Raw genomic sequence first — 21,065 nt, 5'->3', positions numbered from 1 at the left:
TAAGCGCGGCGGAAGAAATCTCCCGCCGTGCACGGCTTTTGTAATCAAATTGTATTCTTTAGTATACCATAAGGTTTGCACCATGTCACGCGTTAAAATGTGAAATTCCAGGAATTTGCAAAACGGCACCATCGGTTTTATAATATGGGTGGGAAAGATTTCCCTGATTCGGAAGCTTTATTGGGAAAGGCTGTGTCTATTATGGAAAAAGCAACCGTGTATTATACCGACTTCCGGGTACATCCCGGCACCAGTCTGCAGGAAAAGCTGGAACGGCTCATCAAGGCCGCCGGCATCGGCCAGATCGACATGGACGGCAAGTTCGTGGCCATCAAGATTCACTTCGGCGAGCCGGGCAACCTGGCTTTCCTGCGCCCCAACTGGGCCAAGACGGTGGCGGACGTGGTCAAGGCCCAGGGCGGCCTGCCCTTCCTGACCGACTGCAATACCCTGTATCCGGGCCGCCGCAAGAACGCCCTGGAACACCTGGGCGCCGCCCAGGAAAACGGCTTCTGGCCCATGACTACCGGCTGCCAGGTCATCATTGCGGACGGCCTGCGCGGCACCGATGACATCGAAGTGCCGGTGCCCAACGCCGAGTACTGCCCCACCGCCAAGATCGGCCGGGCCATCATGGACGCGGACATTGTCATCTCCCTGAACCACTTCAAGGGCCACGAGTCCACCGGCTTCGGCGGCGCGCTGAAGAACCTGGGCATGGGCTGCGGCTCCCGCGCCGGCAAGATGGAACAGCACAAGGCCGGCAAGCCGGTGGTGCAGGAAGGTCTTTGCCGCAACTGCCAGCAGTGCGCCAAGGAGTGCGGCTCCGACGCCATCAGCTACGACACCGGCAAGGCGGTCATCGACCAGGATCTGTGCAAGGGCTGCGGCCGGTGCATCGGCCGGTGCAACTTTGACGCCATCTACGCCCCCGACGACAACGCCAACGCCCTGCTGGACTGCAAGATGGCCGAGTACGCCATGGCGGTCTGCCACGGCCGTCCCAACTTCCACATCAGCCTGGTGATGGACGTGTCCCCCTTCTGCGACTGCCACGGGGAGAACGACGCCCCCATCGTGCCGGACATCGGCATGTTTGCCAGCTTTGACCCGGTGGCCCTGGACCGCGCCTGCGCCGACGCCGTGCAGGCCGCCGAGCCCCTGCCCGACAGCCTGCTGGGCGAGCACCGGGCGGACAAGAACTTCAGCTGCTGCGGGGACAACTTCATCGATGTGACCCCCGCCGCTACCTGGAAGGAATGCCTGGACCATGCCGAGAAGATCGGCCTGGGCACCCAGGACTACGTGCTGAAGAAGGTGTGATCGGATGGTGGACAACGAGACCCTGCGGCAGCTGAGCGCCCGCAAATCCGTGCGGGTGTTTACCGAAGAACCCGTCACCGCCGAGGAGCGGGCCGCCATTCTGGAAGCGGCCTTCCAGGCACCCACCGCCGGCAACCAGCAGCTGTATACCATTCTGGACATCACCGACCCTGAGCTGCGCCGGACCATGGCCGATTTGTGCGACCACCAGCCCATGATCGCCCAGGCGCCTCTGTGCCTGGTGTTTCTGGCCGACTGCCGCCGCTGGCCCCGGGCCTACCGGGCAGCGGGGGTGGAGATCCGGGACCCCGGTCCCGGGGACCTGCTGCTGGCCGTGGCAGACAGCTGCATCGCGGCCCAGAACGCCGTGACCGCCGCCGAAAGCCTGGGCATCGGCAGCTGCTATATCGGGGACGTGCTGGAAAACTGCGAGGCGGTGCGCGCCGCTTTGCATCTGCCGCCCCAGGTGGTGCCGGCGGCCATGCTGATCTTCGGCCGTCCAACCCAGCAGCAGAAAGACCGGAAAAAGCCCACCCGTTTCCCCGCCGAAGCCGTCGTCTGCGAGAACGTTTACCGCGACCGCACCGAGGAGGAGCTGCGGGCGGACTTTGCCGCCCGGGCCGGGGGCGAGTACGACTTCGACGCCAAGATTCCGCCCTTCTGTGCCTTCAAGTACAACAGCGATTTCAGCAGGGAGATGAGCCGCAGCGCGGCCGTCTATCTGAAGGATTTCCCCTTCGGGGTGGAATAACCCCCTACAGCAACAGGAGCCGTCCCGGCCGGGACGGCTCCTGTTTTTGTCGGCCCGTTACGGTCGGACCAGCGCCTGGGCCAGCTCCACAAACCGGGCTACGTCGGGGATGGGGTCTTTCTGGTACATCAGCCCGTAGGGAATGTGGAAATCCCAGTCCACCGGCAGCGTCACCAGAGAAGGGTGTACTTCCGTCCAGCAATCCAGGGTCAGCAGGGGTTGGCGGGTCTGGGCACAGCGGTTGAACACCTCCAGGTCGTAGAACTGGGGCGTGTCCTCGATGCGGATGGCGGGGTGGCGCTCCACCTCCGCCCGTACCCGGTCCACCGAGGGGGAATCCCCCCGCTTGACCATCATCAGGGTCTGGCCGTACAGATCCTGCAGGGTCAGCCGCTGCCGTCCGGCCAGGGGATGGTCCCGGGGCACCGCCACACAATGGTGGTACTCTCCCAGGGGCAGAAACCGGCAGTGGTCCAGCCACTGGCGGGAATCGCAGGCACCGATGAGAAAGTCGAATTTCACCCCCAATGCGCCGATCTCGCCGAGGATGCCTTCGTGGTCATCCTCAAAGGGGACAATGTGCAGCCGGTAGCCGGGAAACTGCCCCGCCAGCCTGTCCCACAAATCCATGAAGGGCTTGCAGGGATTGAGGATGGAGGTGCCCACACAGAAGGTGGTGGCCGCAAAATCCGCCGCCGCCCGGGCCTCCTGGACGGCTTTGGCCGACTGCTCAAACATCTGCCGGGCATACCGGTAGATGACCCGGCCTTCGGGGGTCAGGGACACCCCCCGGCGCCCGCGCACCAACAAGGTCAGGTCCAGATGCTTTTCCAGGGCGTTGACCTGCTTCATCACGGCGGTGGGGGAGATGAACAGGCTTTCTGCCGCCTTGTTGAAGCTGCCCAGGTCCGCCACCCGGACAAAGGCGGTCAGTTGTGGGTTGAACATGGAACCCCTCCTTGCAGTAGAAACTTTTGGTTAATGCTATGGTACAAAACCGGCACTTCCCTGTCAAGGGCGGAAGGGGTACAATAAAAGAAAAACGGCCGCTTTCCCGGCCCCAAACACAGGAGGGTCATACGATGGATTGGAACGAACTGAAACAGCAGAGCATCTTCCCCGTGGGCGAACCCAACGACGCCTACGCCCAGTATTTTGACGGCCAGAGCTGGCTGCAGGGACTGTCTTCCACCCAGGTGGGCATTGCCAACGTGAGCTTTGAGCCAGGCTGCCGCAACCACTGGCATATCCACCACGCCAAGAGCGGCGGCGGGCAGATTCTGCTGGTCACTGCCGGCCGGGGCTATTACCAGGAATGGGGAAAACCTGCCCGGGAACTGCATCCCGGGGATGTGGTGAACATTCCGCCGGAAGTCAAGCACTGGCACGGCGCTGCCCCCGACAGTGCCTTCCAGCACCTGGCCATCGAGGTGCCGGGGGAGGAAACCTCCAACGAATGGTGTGAACCGGTGGACCCGCAAGAGTACCAAAAGTTACACTGATTTGATATTGCAGGGCGTTGGAAGGATATGGTATCATAATACCAGTACGGCCGGCCTTACCCCGGCCGCACACGCTTTGCGAAAAGGAGATTTCTGGTAATGCAAAAGAACACTCTGAATCCGCGGGTGCAGAATCTGGCCCTGTCCGCCATGTTCATGGCCATCGGCCTGGTGCTGCCCTTCCTGACCGGGCAGATTCCGCAGATCGGCAGCATGCTGCTGCCCATGCACCTGCCCGTGCTGCTGTGCGGCCTGATCTGCGGCTGGCAGTACGGCGGTCTGGTGGGCTTTGTGCTGCCCCTGCTGCGCTATCTGCTCTTCGGGATGCCGCCCATCTATCCCACCGGTGTGGCCATGGCCTTTGAGCTGGCCGCCTACGGCATCCTGGCCGGCTGGCTGTACGCCCATTCCCGCTGGAAGTGCCTCAAGGCCCTGTATGTCTGCCTGATCGGTGCCATGCTGGGCGGCCGTCTGGTCTGGGGTCTGGTGGAAGTGGTCCTGCTGGGCCTGACAGGTTCCGGGTTCACCTGGGCCGCCTTCCTGGCCGGGGCCTTCACCAACGCCGTTCCCGGCATCATCCTGCAGCTGGTGTTCATCCCCGCCTTCATGGTGGCATTGGACCGCACCGGCCTGCGTCGGTTCAACCATGCCCACAGCCACAGCTGCACCGAAAAGAACCACTGAACCTTTCCCCTTGCCCTTCCGTCCCCCCGCGGCGGAGGGGCTTTTCTTTTGCCCCAAAGCAAAACCGGCGTTCCCGTGTACAAGCGGGAGCGCCGGTTTTGTTTTATGGAATTCAGGTTTCGGGCACCGGGTCGGAATAGACCCGCATCTTACCGCTGCGCACCAGGTCAATGAACAGCTTGCCCAGACGGGGGTCGAACTGCGAACCCAGGTTTGCCTCGATCTCCTGCAAGGCCCGCTCCACGCTGAGCGCATCCTTGTAGCTGCGGCGGGAGACCATGGCGTCGAAGGAGTCGGCCAGGCACAGGCACCGTGCCCCGATGGGGATCTGTTCCCCGGCAATGCCCCGGGGATAGCCGCTGCCGTCCCACCGTTCGTGGTGGCCCAGCACCGAGGGGATCACATAGTCCATGGACGGCAGATACCGGATCATGGAGGTGGAGGATTCCACATGCTGTTTGATGATGTCGTATTCCTCGTCGGTCAGGTGGCCGGTCTTGGTCAGGATGGTTTCCGGGGTGCCTACCTTGCCGATGTCATGGAGCAGCCCGGCCTGGCGGATGATCTCCACATGTTCCGCGTCCAGCCCGGCGGCCCGGGCCAGAGCGGCGGCATACTCCGCCACATGCTGGGAATGGCTGAAGGTGTAGTGGTCCTTGGCGTCGATGGCGGCGGTGAGGGCGAAAATGGTGGAAGAACAGCTGTCGGCCAGCGCCCGCTTGGACGCGTAGCTCTTGGCAATGCGCTTGTCTTCCGGTTCCGGGGTGTACAGGCAGGTGCGGTTCTTGCCGCTGTTCTTGGCCGAGTAGACGGCCATACCCGCATAGGTCAGCAGTTCCTCCACGCTGCGGGCGCAGGAAGGATAGCTGCTGATACCGGCGGAGAAGGTCAGGAACCGGCGGTTCAGCTGGGCGGAGCCCACCACCTCCCGTTCCAGCCAGCGGCGGGCCTGCTCGGCACAGTCGGTGGCCACATCGGGGGCGCAGAAGGGGAAGCTGACAATGAATTCCTTGCCGCTGTACCGGGCCACCGTGCCCCGGCTGGCCACCAGCACCCGCAACGCGTCCGCAAACCGTTTCAGGATACGGTCGCCCTCGGCGCTGCCGTACAGTTCGTTGTACAGACGGAAATCGTCAAAGCTGATGATCAGCACCGACAGCTGGGCCTGCCGGGCCAAGGCGAAGTCCTTTTGCAGCACTTCCTGGAAATAGCTGCGGTTGTACAGCCCGGTCAGGGGGTCAAACTGGGCCTTTTTGCGCAGGGCTTCGTACAGCGAAGCGTTGTTCAGCGCAATGGCCAGCACCGCCGCCACCGAATCCAGCATGCCCATCCGCTCCTGGGACAGGGCCCGGCGGGGGGCGTCGTCCTGGCGGGAAAACAGGGTCACGGCGGTCATATCCTCCCCGCTCATGATGGGCAGCATCAGTTCCACCCGCATCTGTTCCAGCCGGTCCTTTTCCTTCTGCCACAGGGCACGGAAATGCCGGGACCGGGTGAATTCCACATACTGGGAACAGCATCCCCGGGTCTTCAGCCAGGCCATCAGGGGGTCATCGGCGGCAAAGCTGTCCCGGCAGGCCACCGACATTTCGGTGGCGTCGCACATGTCATAGCAGCCGGTGCGGCTGTCCAGCACAAACACCCGGGCGGTATAGCCGGGCATGGAGTGCTGCAGGTAATCCCGGTAGAGCTGCAGCAGGGCGTCCAGGCTCAGGGTCTTGTTCACGTCGGTGCTGAACCGGCGCAGCTCCTCGCTCTGCTGCTCGGCGCCCTTCAGCAGGATGGCGGTCATCAGCCGCCGGACAAGGCAGAACAGCAGCACCGTGAGCACCGATACCGCCACCGAAAAGACGATGGTCTTGTAGGCCATGAACTGGCTGAAATACCGGGCATAGAAGGCATCGGCGGCGCGGTAGCCGCTGACCAGCAGCACGCTGGCGCAGATCAGGGCGATGGCAAACACCGGCCCGTTGGAGGCAAAGCTGCGCAGGGGCACCAGCCGGCGCCGGTACAGCATGTAGTACAGGCAGCAGGCGTTGACCATGCAGGAGAAGGTGTCCACCGGCAGAGAGACCATCTGGGGCAGCACGGCGGAGACGGTGCAGGCGAACATGACCGCCACGCCCACCAGCATGGGGCGGAACTGGGCCAGATCGGACCGGCCGTCCCGGCAGCTCTTGTAAGCCAGCCGCCAGGCCGCCAGCAGGGTGTACACCGCCATGAGGATAGGAATGATCACCAGGGGAGAGGTGCCGTATTCAAACCGGGTTTCGTGCCCCACGTTGACCATGTGGGGGTTGGTGATGAACACGTTGCCCGCGTTGAGCAGCAGGATCACCAGCCAGATAAGCCCCTGTACCACATGGGAGAAGGGGGCTTTGGTGTCGGTAAACCGGTAGATGAAGTTGTAGATGAGGAAGGGCACCAGGAAGATGCCGGTGATGGACACCATGTACCAGAACGGGTACCCCGGGGCCAGCTGCAGCCGCATGAACAGCGACCCGCCGGACCACATGGTAAAGGCGCCCAGCAGGGCGATGAAGGCGTACACCAGGCGGTCTTTCTTGGTGCTCAGGGCTGTGAGGAACAAAAACAGGTTGCACAGCAGAGAAAGAAGCGGCACAACGATGAAAAGCCGTTCGTTCAGACTCACCGGGCCTCACCCCCTTCCGGGGCGGGACCCTGCATGTGCAAAATGTCCACCACAATTTCCCGGGGGGCACCCACCGGCGGCACATGGCGGCCGGTGCGGGCGGTGTAGGCGTCCATGGTGCCAGCTTTCAGCACCGTGACCCGCAGCGGGTCCATGCCCAGCAGCCGTTTCAGGTCCTTGTAATCCCCGTCGTAGGAGCGGAAATAGATGGACAGATGCTCCTGCAGAATCTGTTTGGTCAGGACGGCGGACCCGGCGTCGACGGCATCCAGCTCCACATACAGGTCCAGGTAGGAGTGACCGTCGGCGTCGTACTCCTTCACCGCAAACCAGTGCCGTACCGGCAGCCGGGACAGGGTGATGACCTTCTCGATTTCCCGCTTGGTGATGCGGGTAAAGCCCGCAATGTCGATGACGGTGGGAATCCGGTCCACATACTCGAACTGGGGCAGGTCCAGCTGGTCTTCCGGATTGCGCAGCCGCAGGCAGCGGTAGATGTCCCCCACCCGGTAGCGCAGGAAGGCCCCGCCCTTGAGCACCGTGATGACCAGCTCATATTTCTGGCCGGCCACCAGCTCATCCATCAGATAGGTCTGGGGCGTGTAGGAAGGATCTTCCAGTTCCCGGATATACTCGTGCTCGGGGATGAATTCGTAGAAACAGGCGTCGGGGAAGAGCACCAGGCCGTTCTTGCTCCAGGTCTCGGTGCCCATGCAGGAAGGCTCGGTGCCGCCGGCCAGTTCCAGCGGCCGGATGCCCCAGGCTTCCGCCAGCTCGTTCTTGTACAAAGCGGTGTCGGTGCCCACGCAGACGAACCCGTCCAGCTTGAACAGGTCCCGGGGCCGCAGGGGCGTGCCGTCCCGCTTGCAGCGGTACAGCGCCGACAGCAGCCGCACCAGCATGCGGGGACTCATGCCCCACAGCATCTTCAGGCTGCCGCCGCCCCCGCCGCTGCCGACCAGCCCGTCCAGGCTGCGGGTGGCCCCGTACAGCACGCTGCTCATGCCGAAAAACAGGTTCATGCCGTGCTTCACCGCCAGCTTGTACCCCAGGCGGGTCTGCTGGCCGAAGCTCATCTTGCGGGCCTCCCGCACCGAGGGCATGAACCGCAGGCGGATCTGCGGGCGGATCAGGTCCGGGAACATGCCGGTGGCGTAAGGCATGGGGGCCAGGCTGTACAGCACCCGGGCCCCGGGCCGCACATGAAAGTGCCCCCGGCCGGTGCTGGTGGACAGGATCATGGCCGCCAGAATGTTGCGGGTGTAGGCTTCCAGCATGCTCTCGGTGTAGGGCGCACGCTTGGAAGGAAAGTCGCCGCCCTCCCAGGTGGTGTGCAGCCACACCACCGGCTTGGCGGGCAGCATCTCCTCCCGCTGGGGCAGCAGTACGTCGGCGTAATCTTCAAACTTGGTCAGGGGGACCATGGTGCGGAACTCTTCCACAGTGCGGGGCACCCCGTTCTTGAACAGACGCTGCCCCAGGGGGCAGGCCGCCATCAGCTCCACCTGCTCCATGACCAGGCGTTTCTGGATCTGCATGTACTCGGGCAAGCTCAGGTCCAGAAAGCCGCAATATTCCTGCCAGACCTCGGCGGCCGGGCATTGTTTCAGTTTTTCCTCAAAGGTCATGGTGAACCATCCCTTTTCCAGATTTTACTTCGGGGTGCGCAGGGTGTGCAGGCAGCGTTGCAGGCTGCGCAGGGTGGGCAGAAACCGGGGTGTTTCGGCGCAGTAGGCCGCATAATCCCGGATGCTGCGGGGAAACACGCAGGTCCCCTGCCAGGCAGCATAGGCGGCGTCCAGGGCGGTGAAAAGCAGGAAGGCGGCACCCAGGGCCCAGCCCCCCAGGGCCCCCCACAGGCAGGCGTAAAACCCGCCCAGGAACAACACGCCGGGATGGCGGCACAGGGCGAACACGCCGGTGTTCACCAGGGGCCGGAGCACATCCTTCTCGGCGGTGGTGACGCTGCTGCCCCCCGCCGGCAGGGCAAAAAACAGGGTATAGACCAAAAGTGCCAGCATGAGCAGGGCACCCGCGCCCCACAAAGGGGACAGCGGACCCCGGGCGTACCGGCGCCAGGCATCGGCGGCCAGTACGGCGGTGGCCAGGGCCAGAAACGCCCCGCCCAGGGGAAACAGAATCCCGGCGCCCCGCTTGCCGCGGAGCACCTGGGCGTAATCGGAAAGAGCCATCAGCCCGAAAGCCAGGGCCCCCAACCCCAGGCAGCACAGCCGGACCGCCGTCATTTCTGGCGGAAGGCCAGGCCCAGACAGCCCGCCCCGGTGTAGATGCCGATGACGGCGCCCACCCAGCCGATGGTGATCCGGGCGTCGGGGTCGATGGCCAGCAGCCGGTCGGCCACGGTTTGGGCCAGCCCGGTGCGGTCGGCGTGGAAAAGGAACACCTCGCCGCCGTAGACGGCTTTTTCCCGGTAAATATCCACCACCCGGTCCACGGCGCGGTCGAACCCGCGCACAATGCCGATATCGCTGACCAGCCCGTCCTTGAACACCAGGATGGGTTTGACCTTGAGCAGGTCGGCGGCCAGCACCCGGATGGCCCCGGCGCGGCCGCCCTTGCGGGCGTTGGCCAGGGATTCCATGGCAAAGTATACCCCCACGTGGGGACGCAGCGCCTCCAGCTTTTCCACGATCTGGGCGGCGGTCAGGCCCTGGGCTGCCAGAAGGGCAGCCTCCTTGACCAGCACCGCCAGTCCGTAGGAAACCTGCTGGCTGTCATAGACGGTGACGGGGGTGGCAAAGCCCTGCTCTTCCAGCAACTTGACGGCGGTGCGGGCGGTGTTGCAGGAGCCGGACATCTTGCTGGTCAGGCTCAGGCAGAGCAGCTCGGTACAGCCCGGGGCCGCGGCGGCCTCCCGGAAAGCCTGCATGAACTGGTCCAGGTTGGGGTGGGCGGTTTTGGGCAGTTCGGCGCAGCCCTCCAGGCGGCGGTAGAGGGTGGGCGGGTCGATTTCGATGTTGTTGCGGTACTGTTCGGTGGGGCTGAAGGCGATGGTGTCCGGAATGGCGGTGACGCCCAGTTCCTCCAACTGCTGCGGGGTCAGATCGCAGACAGAATTGGTCAAAATATGTACCATCCGCCACAACTCCTTTGTGAATCAAAAACAAAAATGATTGCTGACAATGCGATGACAATCGGGTCCGCCCCACATTTTGGTAGACGAAACCTACTCTATTATGCACGCGGCGGGGGGAGATTGTCAAGAACGGAACGAATTTGCCGATACGGGAAAAAGGACGCTGTGGCGGGCATCCCCGACCATACCTTGTGCCGTGGCACCGGTTTGGCACCAGGGCACGGTCAATTTGCACAACCGGAACCCCAAAAGGGTGGCTTTTGGACAACTGAACAACAAAAATAGATACAGATCAAGAAAATGAAGCAAAGAAAATTTTTTTATCATTTCTTTTCCGTTCCAAACAAAAAGCCCTGCCCGGAAAACCGGGCAAGGCATGTTTCGGTTTTATTCGTCCAGCTCAAAATCCCCGGGCAAAAGCAGGTCCAGGGGGGCGGCCGGGTCGGCCACCAGGCGGCGGGACTGGTTCAGGATGGCCCGTTCCAGGACGTTGCGGGCCATGCGGCCGTTGCCGGCCTTGGCGGCGTCCGTGGCCTGGCGGCGGGCAAACCAGCTCTTCAGGGGCAGGGCGCAGCCCTCGTCCAGGCGGTAGCCCTTGGCCTGGGCCAGGGACCGGGTGATCGCCCACAGCTCGTCGGCGGTGTAGTCGGGAAACTCGATCTGGTTGGGGAACCGGCTGGCCAGCCCGGAGTTGGCGGCCAGGAAGGTCTGCATTTCCCGGGTGTACCCGGCCAGCACCACCACCAGGTCGTTGCGGTGGTCCTCAATGCCCTTGACCAGGGTGTCGATGGCCTCCAGGCCGAAGCTGTCTTCGCCCCCGCGGTAGAGGCTGTAGGCTTCGTCGATGAAGAGCACCCCGCCCAGGGCACTGTTGATGACCTGGTTGGTCAGGGGGGCGGTGTGGCCCACATACCGGCCCACCAGGTCGGCCCGGCCCACCTCCACCAGCTGCCCGCCGGCCAGCGCCCCGATGGCTTTCAGGTACTTGGCCAGAATCCGGGCAATGGTGGTCTTGCCGGTGCCGGGATTGCCGGTAAAGATCATGTGCATGTTGATTTCCGCCACCGGCAGACCCTGGGCCTTGCGCCGCTGCTGGGCCTGCACGTTTTTGGCAATGTCCCGCACGTAGGCTTTCACCTCGTCCAGGCCCACAATCCGGTCCAGCTCGGCCTCCACCGCTTCCACATCACCCCGGTATTGCTGGGGCAGAAGGGCCAGCAGGTCAAAGGGCTCGCCCCCGTTCACGTCGGCGAAGATCCGGCCCTCCCGCACCGTCAGGGTGACGGGGGTGCCGTCGGCGGGGGCGGTGTCGGAGGAAAGCACGTATTCCGCCAGTGCCCGGAAAAGCCGGTCGGCAAAGTCCCGCATGGCGCTCATGCCGCCCCGCTTGCCGTACTGGGCGGCCAGGTAGTCCCGCAGGTCGGCACCCATGGACAGGGCCAGCCCGCATTGGCGGCGGGTTTTCTGGGCCAGAAAATTCAGCTCCCGGGCGGCGATGGCCGCCAGGCTTTCGGGGGTGAAGGGATCGGTGCGGCAGATATCCCCGGCCAGGGCGTCCACAAACCGGGCGCCGAACCGGTCGGCCAGGGCGGCCTCGTCCTTCTCGGAGAAAAAGACGAAGTATTTGCCACTGGCGCTCAGCTCGCCCACGGCGCCGGGGGCCAGGGCGGTGCCCACGTCCACCAGAATCCCCCGCTGCAATACATACCGGCTGGACAAAGCCAGGGTGCCGTCCATGGCCAGATCGGCCAGCATGTTCAGGTAGGAGGCGGCACAGGCCTCGTAATGGTCAAAGGCCAGCACCTGGGCGGGGGACTGCAGGGCGGCGTACAGATCCTGCAAAAACAGTTTTTCCTGGGCGGGGCCGGGGTACAGCGCCAGGTCCAGGGTGTCGATGTCGGCGTTGGGCAAAAGCCCCCGGTCGGCCATCCGGCGCACCACACACCGCAGGGTATAGTGGCGGCCGGTGCCCTCCGGCCCGCAGAGCAGCATGGGCCCCCGGGCTTTGCGGGGGTCCTCGGTGCCCATGACAAAGGGACGGCGGAAGGCCTTGACCACATCCGCCACAAAGGCGTCCTGGCCCAGCACTTCGGTGCGGACCTCGGCGGCCAGGCCCTCGAACCCCGCACCCCGGGCCGGGGCGGCCGCAGGCTGGGCGGGGGCGTTCTGCAAAAGTCCGTCGGTGCGCAGGTTGCGGGTGAGCTCGCTGCTCATCCGGCGCACGTTCTCGGTGGTGGCGGCCGCCGCCTTGTCCACCGCATCCAGCACGTTGCGGGTGCCGCGGCTGCGCTTTTTGGCGGCGGTCAGAGCATCCAGCTGGGCCTGCATGTCCGCCAGGCTGGCGGCGGCTGCGTCGGCCTGCTGCTTGTCCGCGCCCCGGGCGGAGCCCATCAGGCCCCGCACCCAGGCGTCGTATCCGTCCTCAATGCTCATGGGATTCCTCCTTGCCGTCCTCCTTGCCGGTGGTCACGGCAATGCGGTAGAAGTTCTTTACGCTGCAGCCGGCTCGTCCGCCGCCCGCACAGGCGCAGGCACAGGCACAGCTGGCCACACAGGCGCAGGCACAGCTGCCGCCGGTGCGTCCGGCGCCGCCGCCCCGGAAGGACCCGCCGTCGGCATGGAACCCGGCGGGGGGATTGGTAGGCCGGTACCCGGAAGGGGGCACCGCTCCCGGGGCCAGGTGGATGGTGTGCACCCCGTTGGTGTACCACAGCACCTCCCCGTCGCTGAAGCCGCCCCGCCAGTGGGGCCGGGCGGATTGCCGGTAGAGGAGATAGACGATCAGGCCCAGCACACCGGAAAAGAGCAGCACCGCCAGCACGGTCCCCATGGGGTCGGATTGGGCCGAAGCGGGCATTTCGGTGGCGGGGTCATAGGCGGCCACCGCTGCGGCGGGCATCTGAACCCGGACGGTGGCTTTCTCCCCGTGGTCCAGGGTGCCGAAATCCCACACATAGTAGCCGTCTTCCAGGGTGTCGGTGTCGGCGGTCATGCCGTCGGCGGCCTTCCACCGGATGGTCAGATTCTGCACTTCCAGGTCGTCGAACCAGCCGGGGGTGAAGACGTAGCTGGCAGTGCCGTCGCTGTTGCGGGTGTACAGATAGCTCTGGTGCACCTTGAAGGCAAACTGCACCCGGCTCTGCTGGCCCGCCTGGGCGGCGTACACCGGTTCGTAGTAGCGGCGCACAAAGGTGACGCGGGCAAAAATGTTGCTGCCTTCCTTCTGCAGCCGTACGCTGGACACGGTGTCGGGGGTCAGATTTTCAAAGTCGTTGGCCTGGTCGTTGGGCAGGCCGATCTTGACCCAGGAAAGCGGGTCCTCGGAACTGCCGCCGATGACCTCCCAGTCAATGTCGTAGGTGATGTCGGCGCTGCCGTCCACCCGGGGGTCCACAGTGACGGTGTATTGGTTGATGCGGTCCAGGTCCCCTTCCTGGGCGTGGGCGGAGGGAACAGCCAGCAGCAACAGCAGCAGGACGGCGCACAGGGCGGTCAGGCGACGGCGGAAACGTACACAGGCTTTCATGGCGCGTCCTCCTTCAAAGGTGTTTCACCCAGGGGGCAGATGTGCAGCATTTTGGCGCTTTGGCGGCGGATACGCCGGCAGGCCGGGTGGTTCCAGATGCGCCGCCAGGGCTGGTGCAGGATGTTGCCCAGACCAGGGCCGCACAGCCAGCTCTGGCAGGGCAGGACGGTGCCGTCCGGGGCAATGGCCATGTTGGACAGGCAGGCCCCGCAGCTGGGCACCTGTTTGAAGCCCAGTTGCTGCAAGGTTTCGTCGGACAGCCAGCCGGGGCTGGTGAAATCCAGCTCCATCCCGTGGGCATTGGCAAAGTCCAGGGCTTCCCGCAGCACCCGGGTCAGCTCCCCGGGGCTCAGCCGGGTGCCCCGGCTTTCGGGGGTCTGGGCGCTGCCGGCGGGGATCAGCCCGCTGCAGGTGGCGTACCGGATGCCCAGTTCGTGGGCCAGGGCCAGGGTGGCGGCGTAGTCCTTGTTCAGGCTGCACAGCGGGGTGTTGATGCTCACGTTCAGCCCGGCGGCCAGGGCATTGCGGATGCCCGCCACCGTGTCGGCAAAGCCGGGGGCCCCCACCAGGGTATTATGAACCGATTCTTCGGCGGAATACAGGGTGACCTGCACGCTGTCCAGGCTGGCCTCGTACAGATCGTGGCACAAGGCGCTGGTGAGCATCCGGCCGTTGGTGTTCAGCCGGGTCACAAACCACTGGGCGGCGTCCACCAGCTTGACCAGGTCGTGGCGCAGGGTGGGTTCGCCGCCGGTAAAGGTCAGCTGGGGAATGCCCGCGGTGCGGCATTTCTGGATGACGGCCAGCCACTGGTCGGTGTCCAGCTCCTCGGTTTCGCCGTAAGGCTGGCGGGCGGCGTAGCAGTGCAGACATTTCTGGTTGCAGTGCCAGGCGCCATCCTTGACCATGGCGCTGACGAGCAGGTCCACGCGGTGGGGGGCCGCCATGTGGGGGGCATAGGCCCCCAGGTCCATGGGCTGTACCTCCACCGGCGGGGTTTCGCCCCGGGCAATGGCCAGCAGGGAGGTCATCATGGAATCCAAATCGGCGGCGATCTGTTCCGTTGGCGTTTGTCTGTAAACGGCGGCGGTGGCCTGTACGGCGGTTTCGGCCGCCTGTTTCTGTTCTTCTTCCTCCATCCGGCGGCCCTCATAGGGCTGCAGGGCTTCCATCAGGTTGGCCAGCAGAATGGCCCAGGAGACACTCAGGGGCAGAATGTCCCGCCCGTTGAGGATGGCCACAAAGGGTACGGCGGTGTGCTGGTGCCGGCTGGGCACCAGATGGATGCGCAGGGCGCCGGGACCGTCCGGGTCCAGGGTGACGTGGCACACGTGGTCCAGATGGCGGCGCAGAAACTGGGTCTCGGCCCGGCTCAAAAGCGGCATGAGATACCCTCCTGTATCATATTCAAAAAGTGGGTTCGGTCACAAAACCGACCCAGACAAAAACGTTTCAGAAATTTGTGGCTATTATACCACACAACCGGGGACAGGACAAGGACGGTGCCCAACAAACAAAAACACCCGCCCGCAATCTGCGGACGGGTGAACGGTGCATCGTACAATCAGAAGGTGAGGTTGCCGAACTCGGACAAGCGCAGGTCGCTGTTGTGTTCCTGGGCCCAGTTGATGCTCCACGGGCTGCCGAACAGCAGCAGGCGGTTGCCCTTCAGGTCCTCCACACAGCGGGTGTCGCTGGTCACGTCCAGGGTCTTGGGGTCCAGCTCGTCAGGGGTGTTCAGAATCCAGCGGATATACTCGTAAGGCAGGTTCTGCATCCGGATATCCACGTTGTATTCATTCTTCAGGCGGTATTCCAGCACTTCCAGCTGCAGCACGCCCACAACGCCCACGATGACTTCTTCCATGCCGGCGTCCAGGTCCCGGAAGATCTGGATGGCGCCTTCCTGGGCGATCTGTTCCATGCCCTTGACGAACTGCTTGCGCTTCATGGTGTCCACCTGGGTCACCCGGGCAAAGTGCTCGGGGGCGAAGGTAGGAATGCCCGCAAACCGCACATGGGGCTTGCCAGTGCACAAGGTGTCGCCGATGGAGAAGATGCCCGGGTCAAACAGGCCGATGATGTCCCCGGCGTAGGCTTCGTCCACAATGGCGCGGTCGTCGGCCATCATGCTGGTGCCGGTGGCCAGTTTGATGTTCTTGTTCTCCTGCACATGGTAGGCTTCCATGCCGCGCTCGAACTTGCCGGAGCAGATGCGCACAAAGGCGATGCGGTCCCGGTGGTTCTTGTTCATGTTGGCCTGGATCTTGAAGATGAACCCGGAAAAATCCGAACGCATGGGATCCACCAGCTCGCCGCTCTCGGCGTCCTTGCGGGGCAGCGGGGTGGGGGTCAGGCGCAAAAAGTCCCGCAGGAAGGGTTCCACGCCGAAGTTGGTCAGCGCCGAGCCGAAGAACACCGGGGACAGCTCGCCGCGGTGTACCGCCTCCAGGTCAAACTCCTCGGCGGCGCCGTCCAATAGTTCGATGTCGTCGGCCAGGCGCTGGTGGTTTTCGGTGCCGATGAGCTCGTCCAGGGCGGCATCGCCCAGACTTGCCTCAATCTCATCCACCATCCGCACGCCGTTGGCGCGGCCGTCGCCCTCAAAGGCCAGCACCCGGCGGCTGGCCCGGTCAAACACGCCCTTGAAGCCCTTGCCGCAGCCGATGGGCCAGTTCATGGGATAGGTCTTGATGCCCAGAATCTCCTCGATGTTCTCCATCAGCTCAAAGGGGTCCCGGGCCTCCCGGTCCATCTTGTTGATGAAGGTGAAGATGGGGATGTGGCGCAGGGTGCAGACCTTGAACAGCTTGATGGTCTGGGCCTCCACGCCCTTGGCCGCGTCGATGACCATGACGGCAGAGTCCGCCGCCATCAGGGTGCGGTAGGTATCTTCGGAGAAGTCCTGGTGGCCGGGGGTGTCCAGAATGTTGATGCACTTGCCCTGGTAGCGGAACTGCAGCACCGACGAGGTGACCGAGATGCCGCGCTGCTTTTCAATGTCCATCCAGTCGGACACAGCGTGCTTGGCACTCTGCTTGCCCTTGACCGAACCGGCGGTCTGGATGGCGCCCCCGTACAGAAGCAGCTTTTCGGTCAGGGTGGTTTTGCCGGCGTCGGGGTGCGAGATGATCGCAAATGTGCGCCGGCTTTCGATTTCTTCACGCAATGAAGCCATATTTTCCTTTACTCCTTCGTATCTGTGACAGTGACGGCAAAAAGGCATCGGTCACATGGGGGCACACTCCTCTATTCTATACATACTCTTTTATCATACCCTGTTTGGCGCGCAATTGCAACGAATTTTTACATTCCCGGGCCAGAAAAATGCCCCGGACCGCCTTGGAGGCGAACCCGGGGTGTGGTATAATACTCAAAGACCGGTGTGGAAGGGCCGTTTCAGCACAAAGCAGGGCAGAGGCGCCGTGGGCGCCCAGTTGGCGAACTCGCACACCAGTACGGTGTACTTGGTCAGGGGCAGAGACCGGAAGAATTCCAGCGCCGCCTGCTTTTCCCCGTCGCCGATGACCTTGCCGCTGTACAGCACCGCGGCCAGCACGCCGCCGGGTTTCAGGGCATCCAGCGCCGCCTGCAAAGCGGGCAGGGTGCTTTCGGCGGCAGAGTGGACGGCGTGGTCCGCCCCGGGCAGCCAGCCGAAGTTGAACATCACCCCGTCCAGGGTGCCCGGCGGAATCAGATGCCCCAGGTCCCGGTGGTTGCAGACGATGGCCCGCCCCACCCCCTGCAGGCCGTGCTCGGCCAGCAGCCGGTTGGTGGCTTCCACTGCGGCGGGCTGGATGTCCATGGCCAGAACCCGGCCGTTGGGAGATGCCTTGCGGCACAAAAACAGGGTGTCGTGGCCGTTGCCGCAGGTGGCGTCCAGAAAGGACCCGCCGGTGGGAATGGTGCTTTCCAGAAACCGGTGGCACAGCTCCACGGCGCTCAGGTCGGGGGCATGCACCCGCTGCCAGGACCCGTCCGGCGCCCCCGTGGGGGAAAACCCGAACTTTTGCAGCAGGGCCATGGCGGCGTCGTTTTCCGGGGCGGGGGCCACAAACCGGCTGGAAATCTGGCGGGCAAATCCGTCGTTCATCCGCAGCATTTCCCGTAACAGATAGCTGCCGTATCCCCGACCCCGCCACTGGGTATGGACGGTGAACAGGGTGATGCGGTCGCCGTCCAGCTCGGCCTGACCGATGAGGGAGGATTCCTTGTACAGTAGATAGCGGTTGCCTTGTCGGGTGACCTGCATGGCGGGGCTCCTTTCCTGTGATTTGTCATTAGAATACGGCCAAGAACCGTGGTTTGTCAAGGCCGGCAAAGGCGATGGCCGCGGGCTTTTCACATTTGTTTCACGGTCAGGAAAAACCAATTTCACAATTGGCGACTATACTCATAGACAAGCTCGAAAGAAAGAGAGCCGGAGGCGCTTTGGCGCCGATCCCGCGTATTGAATAGATAAAAGGAGTGCACAAATCATGAGCGAATACGATTACTCGGGTCTGTATAACCAGAACCCGCAGAATACCCCGCCCACCGGCGGGACCACGCCGCCCCAGGGCTCCGCAACCGAGAACACCGCGGGGGGCTATCCCAACGTGGGCAGCAGCGGCATGAACACCGCCAACACCGCCCGTACCGACTATACCAGCCAGGCTTCGGCCGATGCGCCCAACTCCGGCGAGGCCCATACCTACACCGCGTCCAATCCCGGCGCCGGCAGCTACGGCAATCCCGGCGGGCCCACCGGTCCGGTGAACGGTTACGGCACCCAGACCACCCCGCCCCAGCCGCCCCGTCCTCACAAGAAGAACGGCAAGAAGATCGGCCTGCGTGTGCTGGCCGGTGTGGGCGTTGTGGTGCTGGGCTTCGGCGGCGGTCTGCTGGGCACGGTGGCCGCCACCCGCGCCGGGCTCAACGGCAACCAGGTGGTGGTGCAGCAGGTGCAGCGTGACGAAAACGCCACCGCTTCCAACCAGGGCAGCGCCGGCGGCACCAACCTGACCATGACCGAAATCGCGGCCAAGGCACAGCCCAGCGTGGTGGCCATCACCACCGAACAGATGGTCAGCACCAACAGCTGGTTCGGCAACTATGTGCAGAGCGGCGCCGGTTCCGGTGTCATCATCAGCCAGGACGGCTACATCCTGACCTGCGCCCACGTGGTCAACGGCGCCACCAACATCACGGTGCAGCTGCCCGACGACACCGAATACACCGCCACCGTGGTGGGCGAGGATACCACCTCCGACATTGCGGTGGTCAAGATTGACGCCACCGGCCTGAACGCCGCCACCATCGGCGATTCCGACGCGCTGGCCGTGGGTGAACTGGCGGTGGCCGTGGGCAACCCCCTGGGCACCCTGAGCGGCACCGTCACCGACGGCATCATCAGCGCGGTGAACCGTTCGGTGGAGGTGGAAAGCAATGAGATGAGCCTGATCCAGACCGACGCGGCCATCAGCCCGGGCAACTCCGGCGGCGGCCTGTTCAACGGCCAGGGCGAACTCATCGGCATTGTCAACGCCAAGAGCGGCTCCACCACCAACACCGGTGAAGCCACCAACGCCGAAGGTCTGGGCTTTGCCATCCCCATCAACACGGCCATGGACATTGCCCAGGACCTGATTGAGAACGGCTATGTCAAGCGCCCGGCCCTGGGTGTGACCGTCATCACCGTCACCCAGGACAACGCCATGCAGTTCGGTGTGTCCGACTACGGCGTGTATATCTACCAGGTTACCCCGGGCAGCGGCGCGGCCAACGCCGGCCTGCAGGTGGGCGACCGCATCATTGCCATTGACGACAACTCCGTCTCCGAGAGCAGTGACCTGACCGGGTACCTGCAGCAGAAGGCGGTGGGCGACACCGTCAACCTGCAGATCGAGCGGGACGGCAAGATGGCCACCTACCAGGTGGTGCTGGGCGAAGGCACCAACACCAGCGCGGCTTCCACCACCGAGAACGCCGCCGGCTGATCCCATCCGCAGCACAGCATGAAATCCTTTCCCAGGAAATAGAAAATCCCCGGCACGAAGGGCAAAAACTTCGTGCCGGGGATTTTTTTGGTTTTGATCAGAAGCCGTGGTTTTCAATGAGCTTGCGGCCCATGAGCACGCCCATGACCGAAGCCATCATCAGCCCGCGGGTCCAGCCGGAGGAATCCCCCAGGCAGTGCAGGTTGGCCACGTTGGTTTCCAGGTCGGTGTCCATCCGCACCTTGTTGGAGTAGAACTTCAGCTCGGGGGAATAGAGCAGGGTTTCGGGGGCGGCAAAGCCCGGCACCACATGGTCCACCATCTTGATGAACTCGATGATGTTCACCATGGCCCGGTAGGGCATGGCGGCGGTGATGTCCCCGGCCACCGCATCCTTCAGGGTGGGGCGGACGTTGGAGCGGGCCAGTTCCTGGGGCCAGGTGCGCTTGCCGTTCAGGATATCCCCGTACCGCTGCACCAGAATGTGCCCCGCGCCCAGCATGTTGGTCAGCTCGCCCACCTTCTGGGCGTAGGCGATGGGCTGGTTGAAGGGCTCGGTGAAGTTGTGGCTGACCAGAATGGCCAGGTTGGTGTTGGAGCTCTTCAGGTCCTTGAAGCTGTGGCCGTTGACCACCGCCAGGTCGTTGTCGTAGTTTTCCTGGGCCACAAAGCCGCCGGGATTCTGGCAGAAGGTGCGCACCTTGTTCTTCCAGGGGTTGGGATAGCCGATGAGCTTGCCCTCATACAGCACGTTGTTGATGGTCTCCATGATCTCGTTGCGGCATTCCACACGCACACCGATGTCCACAGTGCCGGGACGGTGGGCGATGTTGTGCTCGGCGCAGATCTTTTCCAGCCATTCGGCGCCCCGGCGTCCGGTGGCAATGACCACCTGGCGGGCGGTCACTTCCACCGCCTCGGTGTCCGGCTCGCCGGTCTTGCGGGCCACCACGCCCCGGCAGGTATCCCCGTCCAGCAGGATGTTGTCGCACTCGGTGTCAAACCACATCTCCACGCCCTTGGCGGCCAGGTAGTTCTGGATGTTCAGATAGAGCTGCTGGGCTTTTTCGGTGCCCAGATGACGGATGGGGCAGTCCACCAGCTGCAGGCCGGCCTGGATGGTGCGCTTGCGGATCTCCTTGATCTCGGCACCCTCGTACACGCCCTCCACATGGGGGTCGGCGCCGAATTCCAGATAGATCTTGTCGGTGTAGTCAATGAGGTCCTGGGCAAAATCCTCCCCGATGAGCTCGGGCAGTTCGCCGCCCACCTCACGGGACAGGGAAAGTTTGCCGTCGGAGAAGGCTCCCGCACCGGAAAAACCGGTGGTGATGGCGCAGGTGGGCTTGCAGTTCACACAGTGGCCCACCTCGGCCTTGGGGCAATGGCGGCGCTCCACCGGCTTGCCCTTTTCAATGAGCAGGATCTTGAGCGCCTCGGGACGGCTGCTCTTGCGCAGCAGTTCCAGGGCGGTGAAGATACCGGCCGGGCCGGCGCCGACGATGATCAGATCATACTGGTTTGCCATAGGGAAAAGGGTCTCCTTTTGTT

At 63.8% G+C, this 21,065-nt stretch carries 16 protein-coding genes; 5 read left to right on the top strand and 11 right to left on the bottom strand.

Annotated features, from left to right (window positions below; translation table 11 throughout):
- Window positions 1–201: 201 nt before the first annotated feature.
- Both H6B15_RS09395 and H6B15_RS09390 read left to right on the top strand, forming a co-directional pair.
- Complete coding sequence (locus H6B15_RS09395; protein WP_204647731.1) at window positions 202–1,323, top strand: DUF362 domain-containing protein; 1,122 nt, start codon at window positions 202–204, stop codon at window positions 1,321–1,323.
- 4 nt (window positions 1,324–1,327) lie between these two features.
- Window positions 1,328–2,074, top strand: coding sequence for a nitroreductase family protein (locus tag H6B15_RS09390; RefSeq protein ID WP_204647730.1), 747 nt, complete (start codon window positions 1,328–1,330; stop codon window positions 2,072–2,074).
- A gap of 57 nt (window positions 2,075–2,131) precedes the next feature.
- Here H6B15_RS09390 and H6B15_RS09385 read toward each other — a convergent pair whose 3' ends face one another.
- Window positions 2,132–3,022 carry a LysR family transcriptional regulator gene (locus tag H6B15_RS09385; protein WP_204647729.1) on the bottom strand — a complete coding sequence of 297 codons (891 nt, stop codon included), beginning with the start codon at window positions 3,020–3,022 and terminating at the stop codon, window positions 2,132–2,134.
- A 134-nt stretch (window positions 3,023–3,156) separates the two neighbouring features.
- Here H6B15_RS09385 and H6B15_RS09380 point away from each other — a divergent pair, with 134 nt between their 5' ends.
- Together H6B15_RS09380 and H6B15_RS09375 are read left to right on the top strand one after the other, a co-directional pair.
- Window positions 3,157–3,576 (top strand): cupin domain-containing protein, encoded by a 420-nt coding sequence (locus tag H6B15_RS09380; protein WP_243424356.1) that lies wholly within the window; start codon window positions 3,157–3,159, stop codon window positions 3,574–3,576.
- Between the two features lie 99 nt (window positions 3,577–3,675).
- Window positions 3,676–4,260 carry an ECF transporter S component gene (locus tag H6B15_RS09375; protein ID WP_204647727.1) on the top strand — a complete coding sequence of 195 codons (585 nt, stop codon included), beginning with the start codon at window positions 3,676–3,678 and terminating at the stop codon, window positions 4,258–4,260.
- Between the two features lie 112 nt (window positions 4,261–4,372).
- Here the strand turns inward: H6B15_RS09375 and H6B15_RS09370 are convergent, their stop codons facing one another.
- The 9 genes from H6B15_RS09370 to H6B15_RS09330 all read right to left on the bottom strand — a co-directional run bounded on the left by H6B15_RS09370 (window position 4,373) and on the right by H6B15_RS09330 (window position 17,788).
- A complete protein-coding gene (locus tag H6B15_RS09370) occupies window positions 4,373–6,913 on the bottom strand; it encodes an HD domain-containing phosphohydrolase (protein ID WP_204647726.1) in 2,541 nt (846 codons plus the stop codon).
- On the bottom strand, window positions 6,910–8,541 hold the full coding sequence (locus tag H6B15_RS09365; RefSeq protein WP_204647725.1) for a GH3 family domain-containing protein: 1,632 nt from the start codon (window positions 8,539–8,541) through the stop codon (window positions 6,910–6,912). The genes H6B15_RS09370 and H6B15_RS09365 overlap by 4 nt, the downstream gene beginning before the upstream one ends.
- Before the next feature lie 24 nt (window positions 8,542–8,565).
- Window positions 8,566–9,159, bottom strand: a complete 594-nt coding sequence (locus H6B15_RS09360) for a hypothetical protein (protein ID WP_204647724.1) — start codon at window positions 9,157–9,159, stop codon at window positions 8,566–8,568.
- Window positions 9,156–10,010, bottom strand: coding sequence for a DegV family protein (locus H6B15_RS09355; protein ID WP_204647723.1), 855 nt, complete (start codon window positions 10,008–10,010; stop codon window positions 9,156–9,158). The genes H6B15_RS09360 and H6B15_RS09355 overlap by 4 nt, the downstream gene beginning before the upstream one ends.
- A 387-nt stretch (window positions 10,011–10,397) precedes the next feature.
- Entirely contained in the window at window positions 10,398–12,443 is a 2,046-nt protein-coding gene (locus H6B15_RS09350; RefSeq protein WP_204647722.1) for an AAA family ATPase, read from the bottom strand.
- Window positions 12,433–13,536, bottom strand: a complete 1,104-nt coding sequence (locus H6B15_RS09345) for a hypothetical protein (protein ID WP_204647721.1) — start codon at window positions 13,534–13,536, stop codon at window positions 12,433–12,435. Before H6B15_RS09345 ends, H6B15_RS09350 begins: the two co-directional genes overlap by 11 nt.
- On the bottom strand, window positions 13,533–14,921 hold the full coding sequence (locus H6B15_RS09340; RefSeq protein ID WP_204647720.1) for a radical SAM protein: 1,389 nt from the start codon (window positions 14,919–14,921) through the stop codon (window positions 13,533–13,535). The genes H6B15_RS09345 and H6B15_RS09340 overlap by 4 nt, the downstream gene beginning before the upstream one ends.
- A gap of 179 nt (window positions 14,922–15,100) precedes the next feature.
- The gene (locus H6B15_RS09335) at window positions 15,101–16,714 is read right to left on the bottom strand and encodes a peptide chain release factor 3 (protein WP_204647719.1); all 1,614 of its coding nucleotides are present in this window, start codon (window positions 16,712–16,714) and stop codon (window positions 15,101–15,103) included.
- A gap of 195 nt (window positions 16,715–16,909) precedes the next feature.
- A complete protein-coding gene (locus tag H6B15_RS09330; RefSeq protein ID WP_204647718.1) occupies window positions 16,910–17,788 on the bottom strand; it encodes a GNAT family N-acetyltransferase in 879 nt (292 codons plus the stop codon).
- A gap of 226 nt (window positions 17,789–18,014) precedes the next feature.
- Between H6B15_RS09330 and H6B15_RS09325 the strand changes: the two genes are divergently transcribed.
- Window positions 18,015–19,514: a S1C family serine protease gene (locus H6B15_RS09325; RefSeq protein WP_204647717.1), complete on the top strand. Its 1,500-nt coding sequence runs from the start codon at window positions 18,015–18,017 to the stop codon at window positions 19,512–19,514.
- Window positions 19,515–19,611: 97 nt separating this feature from the next.
- Here H6B15_RS09325 and H6B15_RS09320 read toward each other — a convergent pair whose 3' ends face one another.
- Window positions 19,612–21,042 carry an NAD(P)/FAD-dependent oxidoreductase gene (locus tag H6B15_RS09320; protein ID WP_204647716.1) on the bottom strand — a complete coding sequence of 477 codons (1,431 nt, stop codon included), beginning with the start codon at window positions 21,040–21,042 and terminating at the stop codon, window positions 19,612–19,614.
- Between the last annotated feature and the right edge of the window lie 23 nt (window positions 21,043–21,065).

Source organism: Gemmiger formicilis (assembly GCF_016900095.1).
GTDB lineage: Bacteria > Bacillota > Clostridia > Oscillospirales > Ruminococcaceae > Gemmiger > Gemmiger formicilis_A.
This window is presented reverse-complemented; position numbering and strand designations above follow the sequence as displayed.

Bases quoted from the DNA above. Each gene is read 5' to 3' on its own strand.
- H6B15_RS09395 (WP_204647731.1), top strand. From the start codon at position 202: ATGGAAAAAGCAACCGTGTATTATACCGACTTCCGGGTACATCCCGGC.
- H6B15_RS09390 (WP_204647730.1), top strand. From the start codon at position 1,328: ATGGTGGACAACGAGACCCTGCGGCAGCTGAGCGCCCGCAAATCCGTG.
- H6B15_RS09385 (WP_204647729.1), bottom strand. From the start codon at position 3,022: ATGTTCAACCCACAACTGACCGCCTTTGTCCGGGTGGCGGACCTGGGC.
- H6B15_RS09380 (WP_243424356.1), top strand. From the start codon at position 3,157: ATGGATTGGAACGAACTGAAACAGCAGAGCATCTTCCCCGTGGGCGAA.
- H6B15_RS09375 (WP_204647727.1), top strand. From the start codon at position 3,676: ATGCAAAAGAACACTCTGAATCCGCGGGTGCAGAATCTGGCCCTGTCC.
- H6B15_RS09365 (WP_204647725.1), bottom strand. From the start codon at position 8,541: ATGACCTTTGAGGAAAAACTGAAACAATGCCCGGCCGCCGAGGTCTGG.
- H6B15_RS09360 (WP_204647724.1), bottom strand. From the start codon at position 9,159: ATGACGGCGGTCCGGCTGTGCTGCCTGGGGTTGGGGGCCCTGGCTTTC.
- H6B15_RS09355 (WP_204647723.1), bottom strand. From the start codon at position 10,010: ATGGTACATATTTTGACCAATTCTGTCTGCGATCTGACCCCGCAGCAG.
- H6B15_RS09350 (WP_204647722.1), bottom strand. From the start codon at position 12,443: ATGAGCATTGAGGACGGATACGACGCCTGGGTGCGGGGCCTGATGGGC.
- H6B15_RS09345 (WP_204647721.1), bottom strand. From the start codon at position 13,536: ATGAAAGCCTGTGTACGTTTCCGCCGTCGCCTGACCGCCCTGTGCGCC.
- H6B15_RS09340 (WP_204647720.1), bottom strand. From the start codon at position 14,921: ATGCCGCTTTTGAGCCGGGCCGAGACCCAGTTTCTGCGCCGCCATCTG.
- H6B15_RS09335 (WP_204647719.1), bottom strand. From the start codon at position 16,714: ATGGCTTCATTGCGTGAAGAAATCGAAAGCCGGCGCACATTTGCGATC.
- H6B15_RS09330 (WP_204647718.1), bottom strand. From the start codon at position 17,788: ATGCAGGTCACCCGACAAGGCAACCGCTATCTACTGTACAAGGAATCC.
- H6B15_RS09325 (WP_204647717.1), top strand. From the start codon at position 18,015: ATGAGCGAATACGATTACTCGGGTCTGTATAACCAGAACCCGCAGAAT.
- H6B15_RS09320 (WP_204647716.1), bottom strand. From the start codon at position 21,042: ATGGCAAACCAGTATGATCTGATCATCGTCGGCGCCGGCCCGGCCGGT.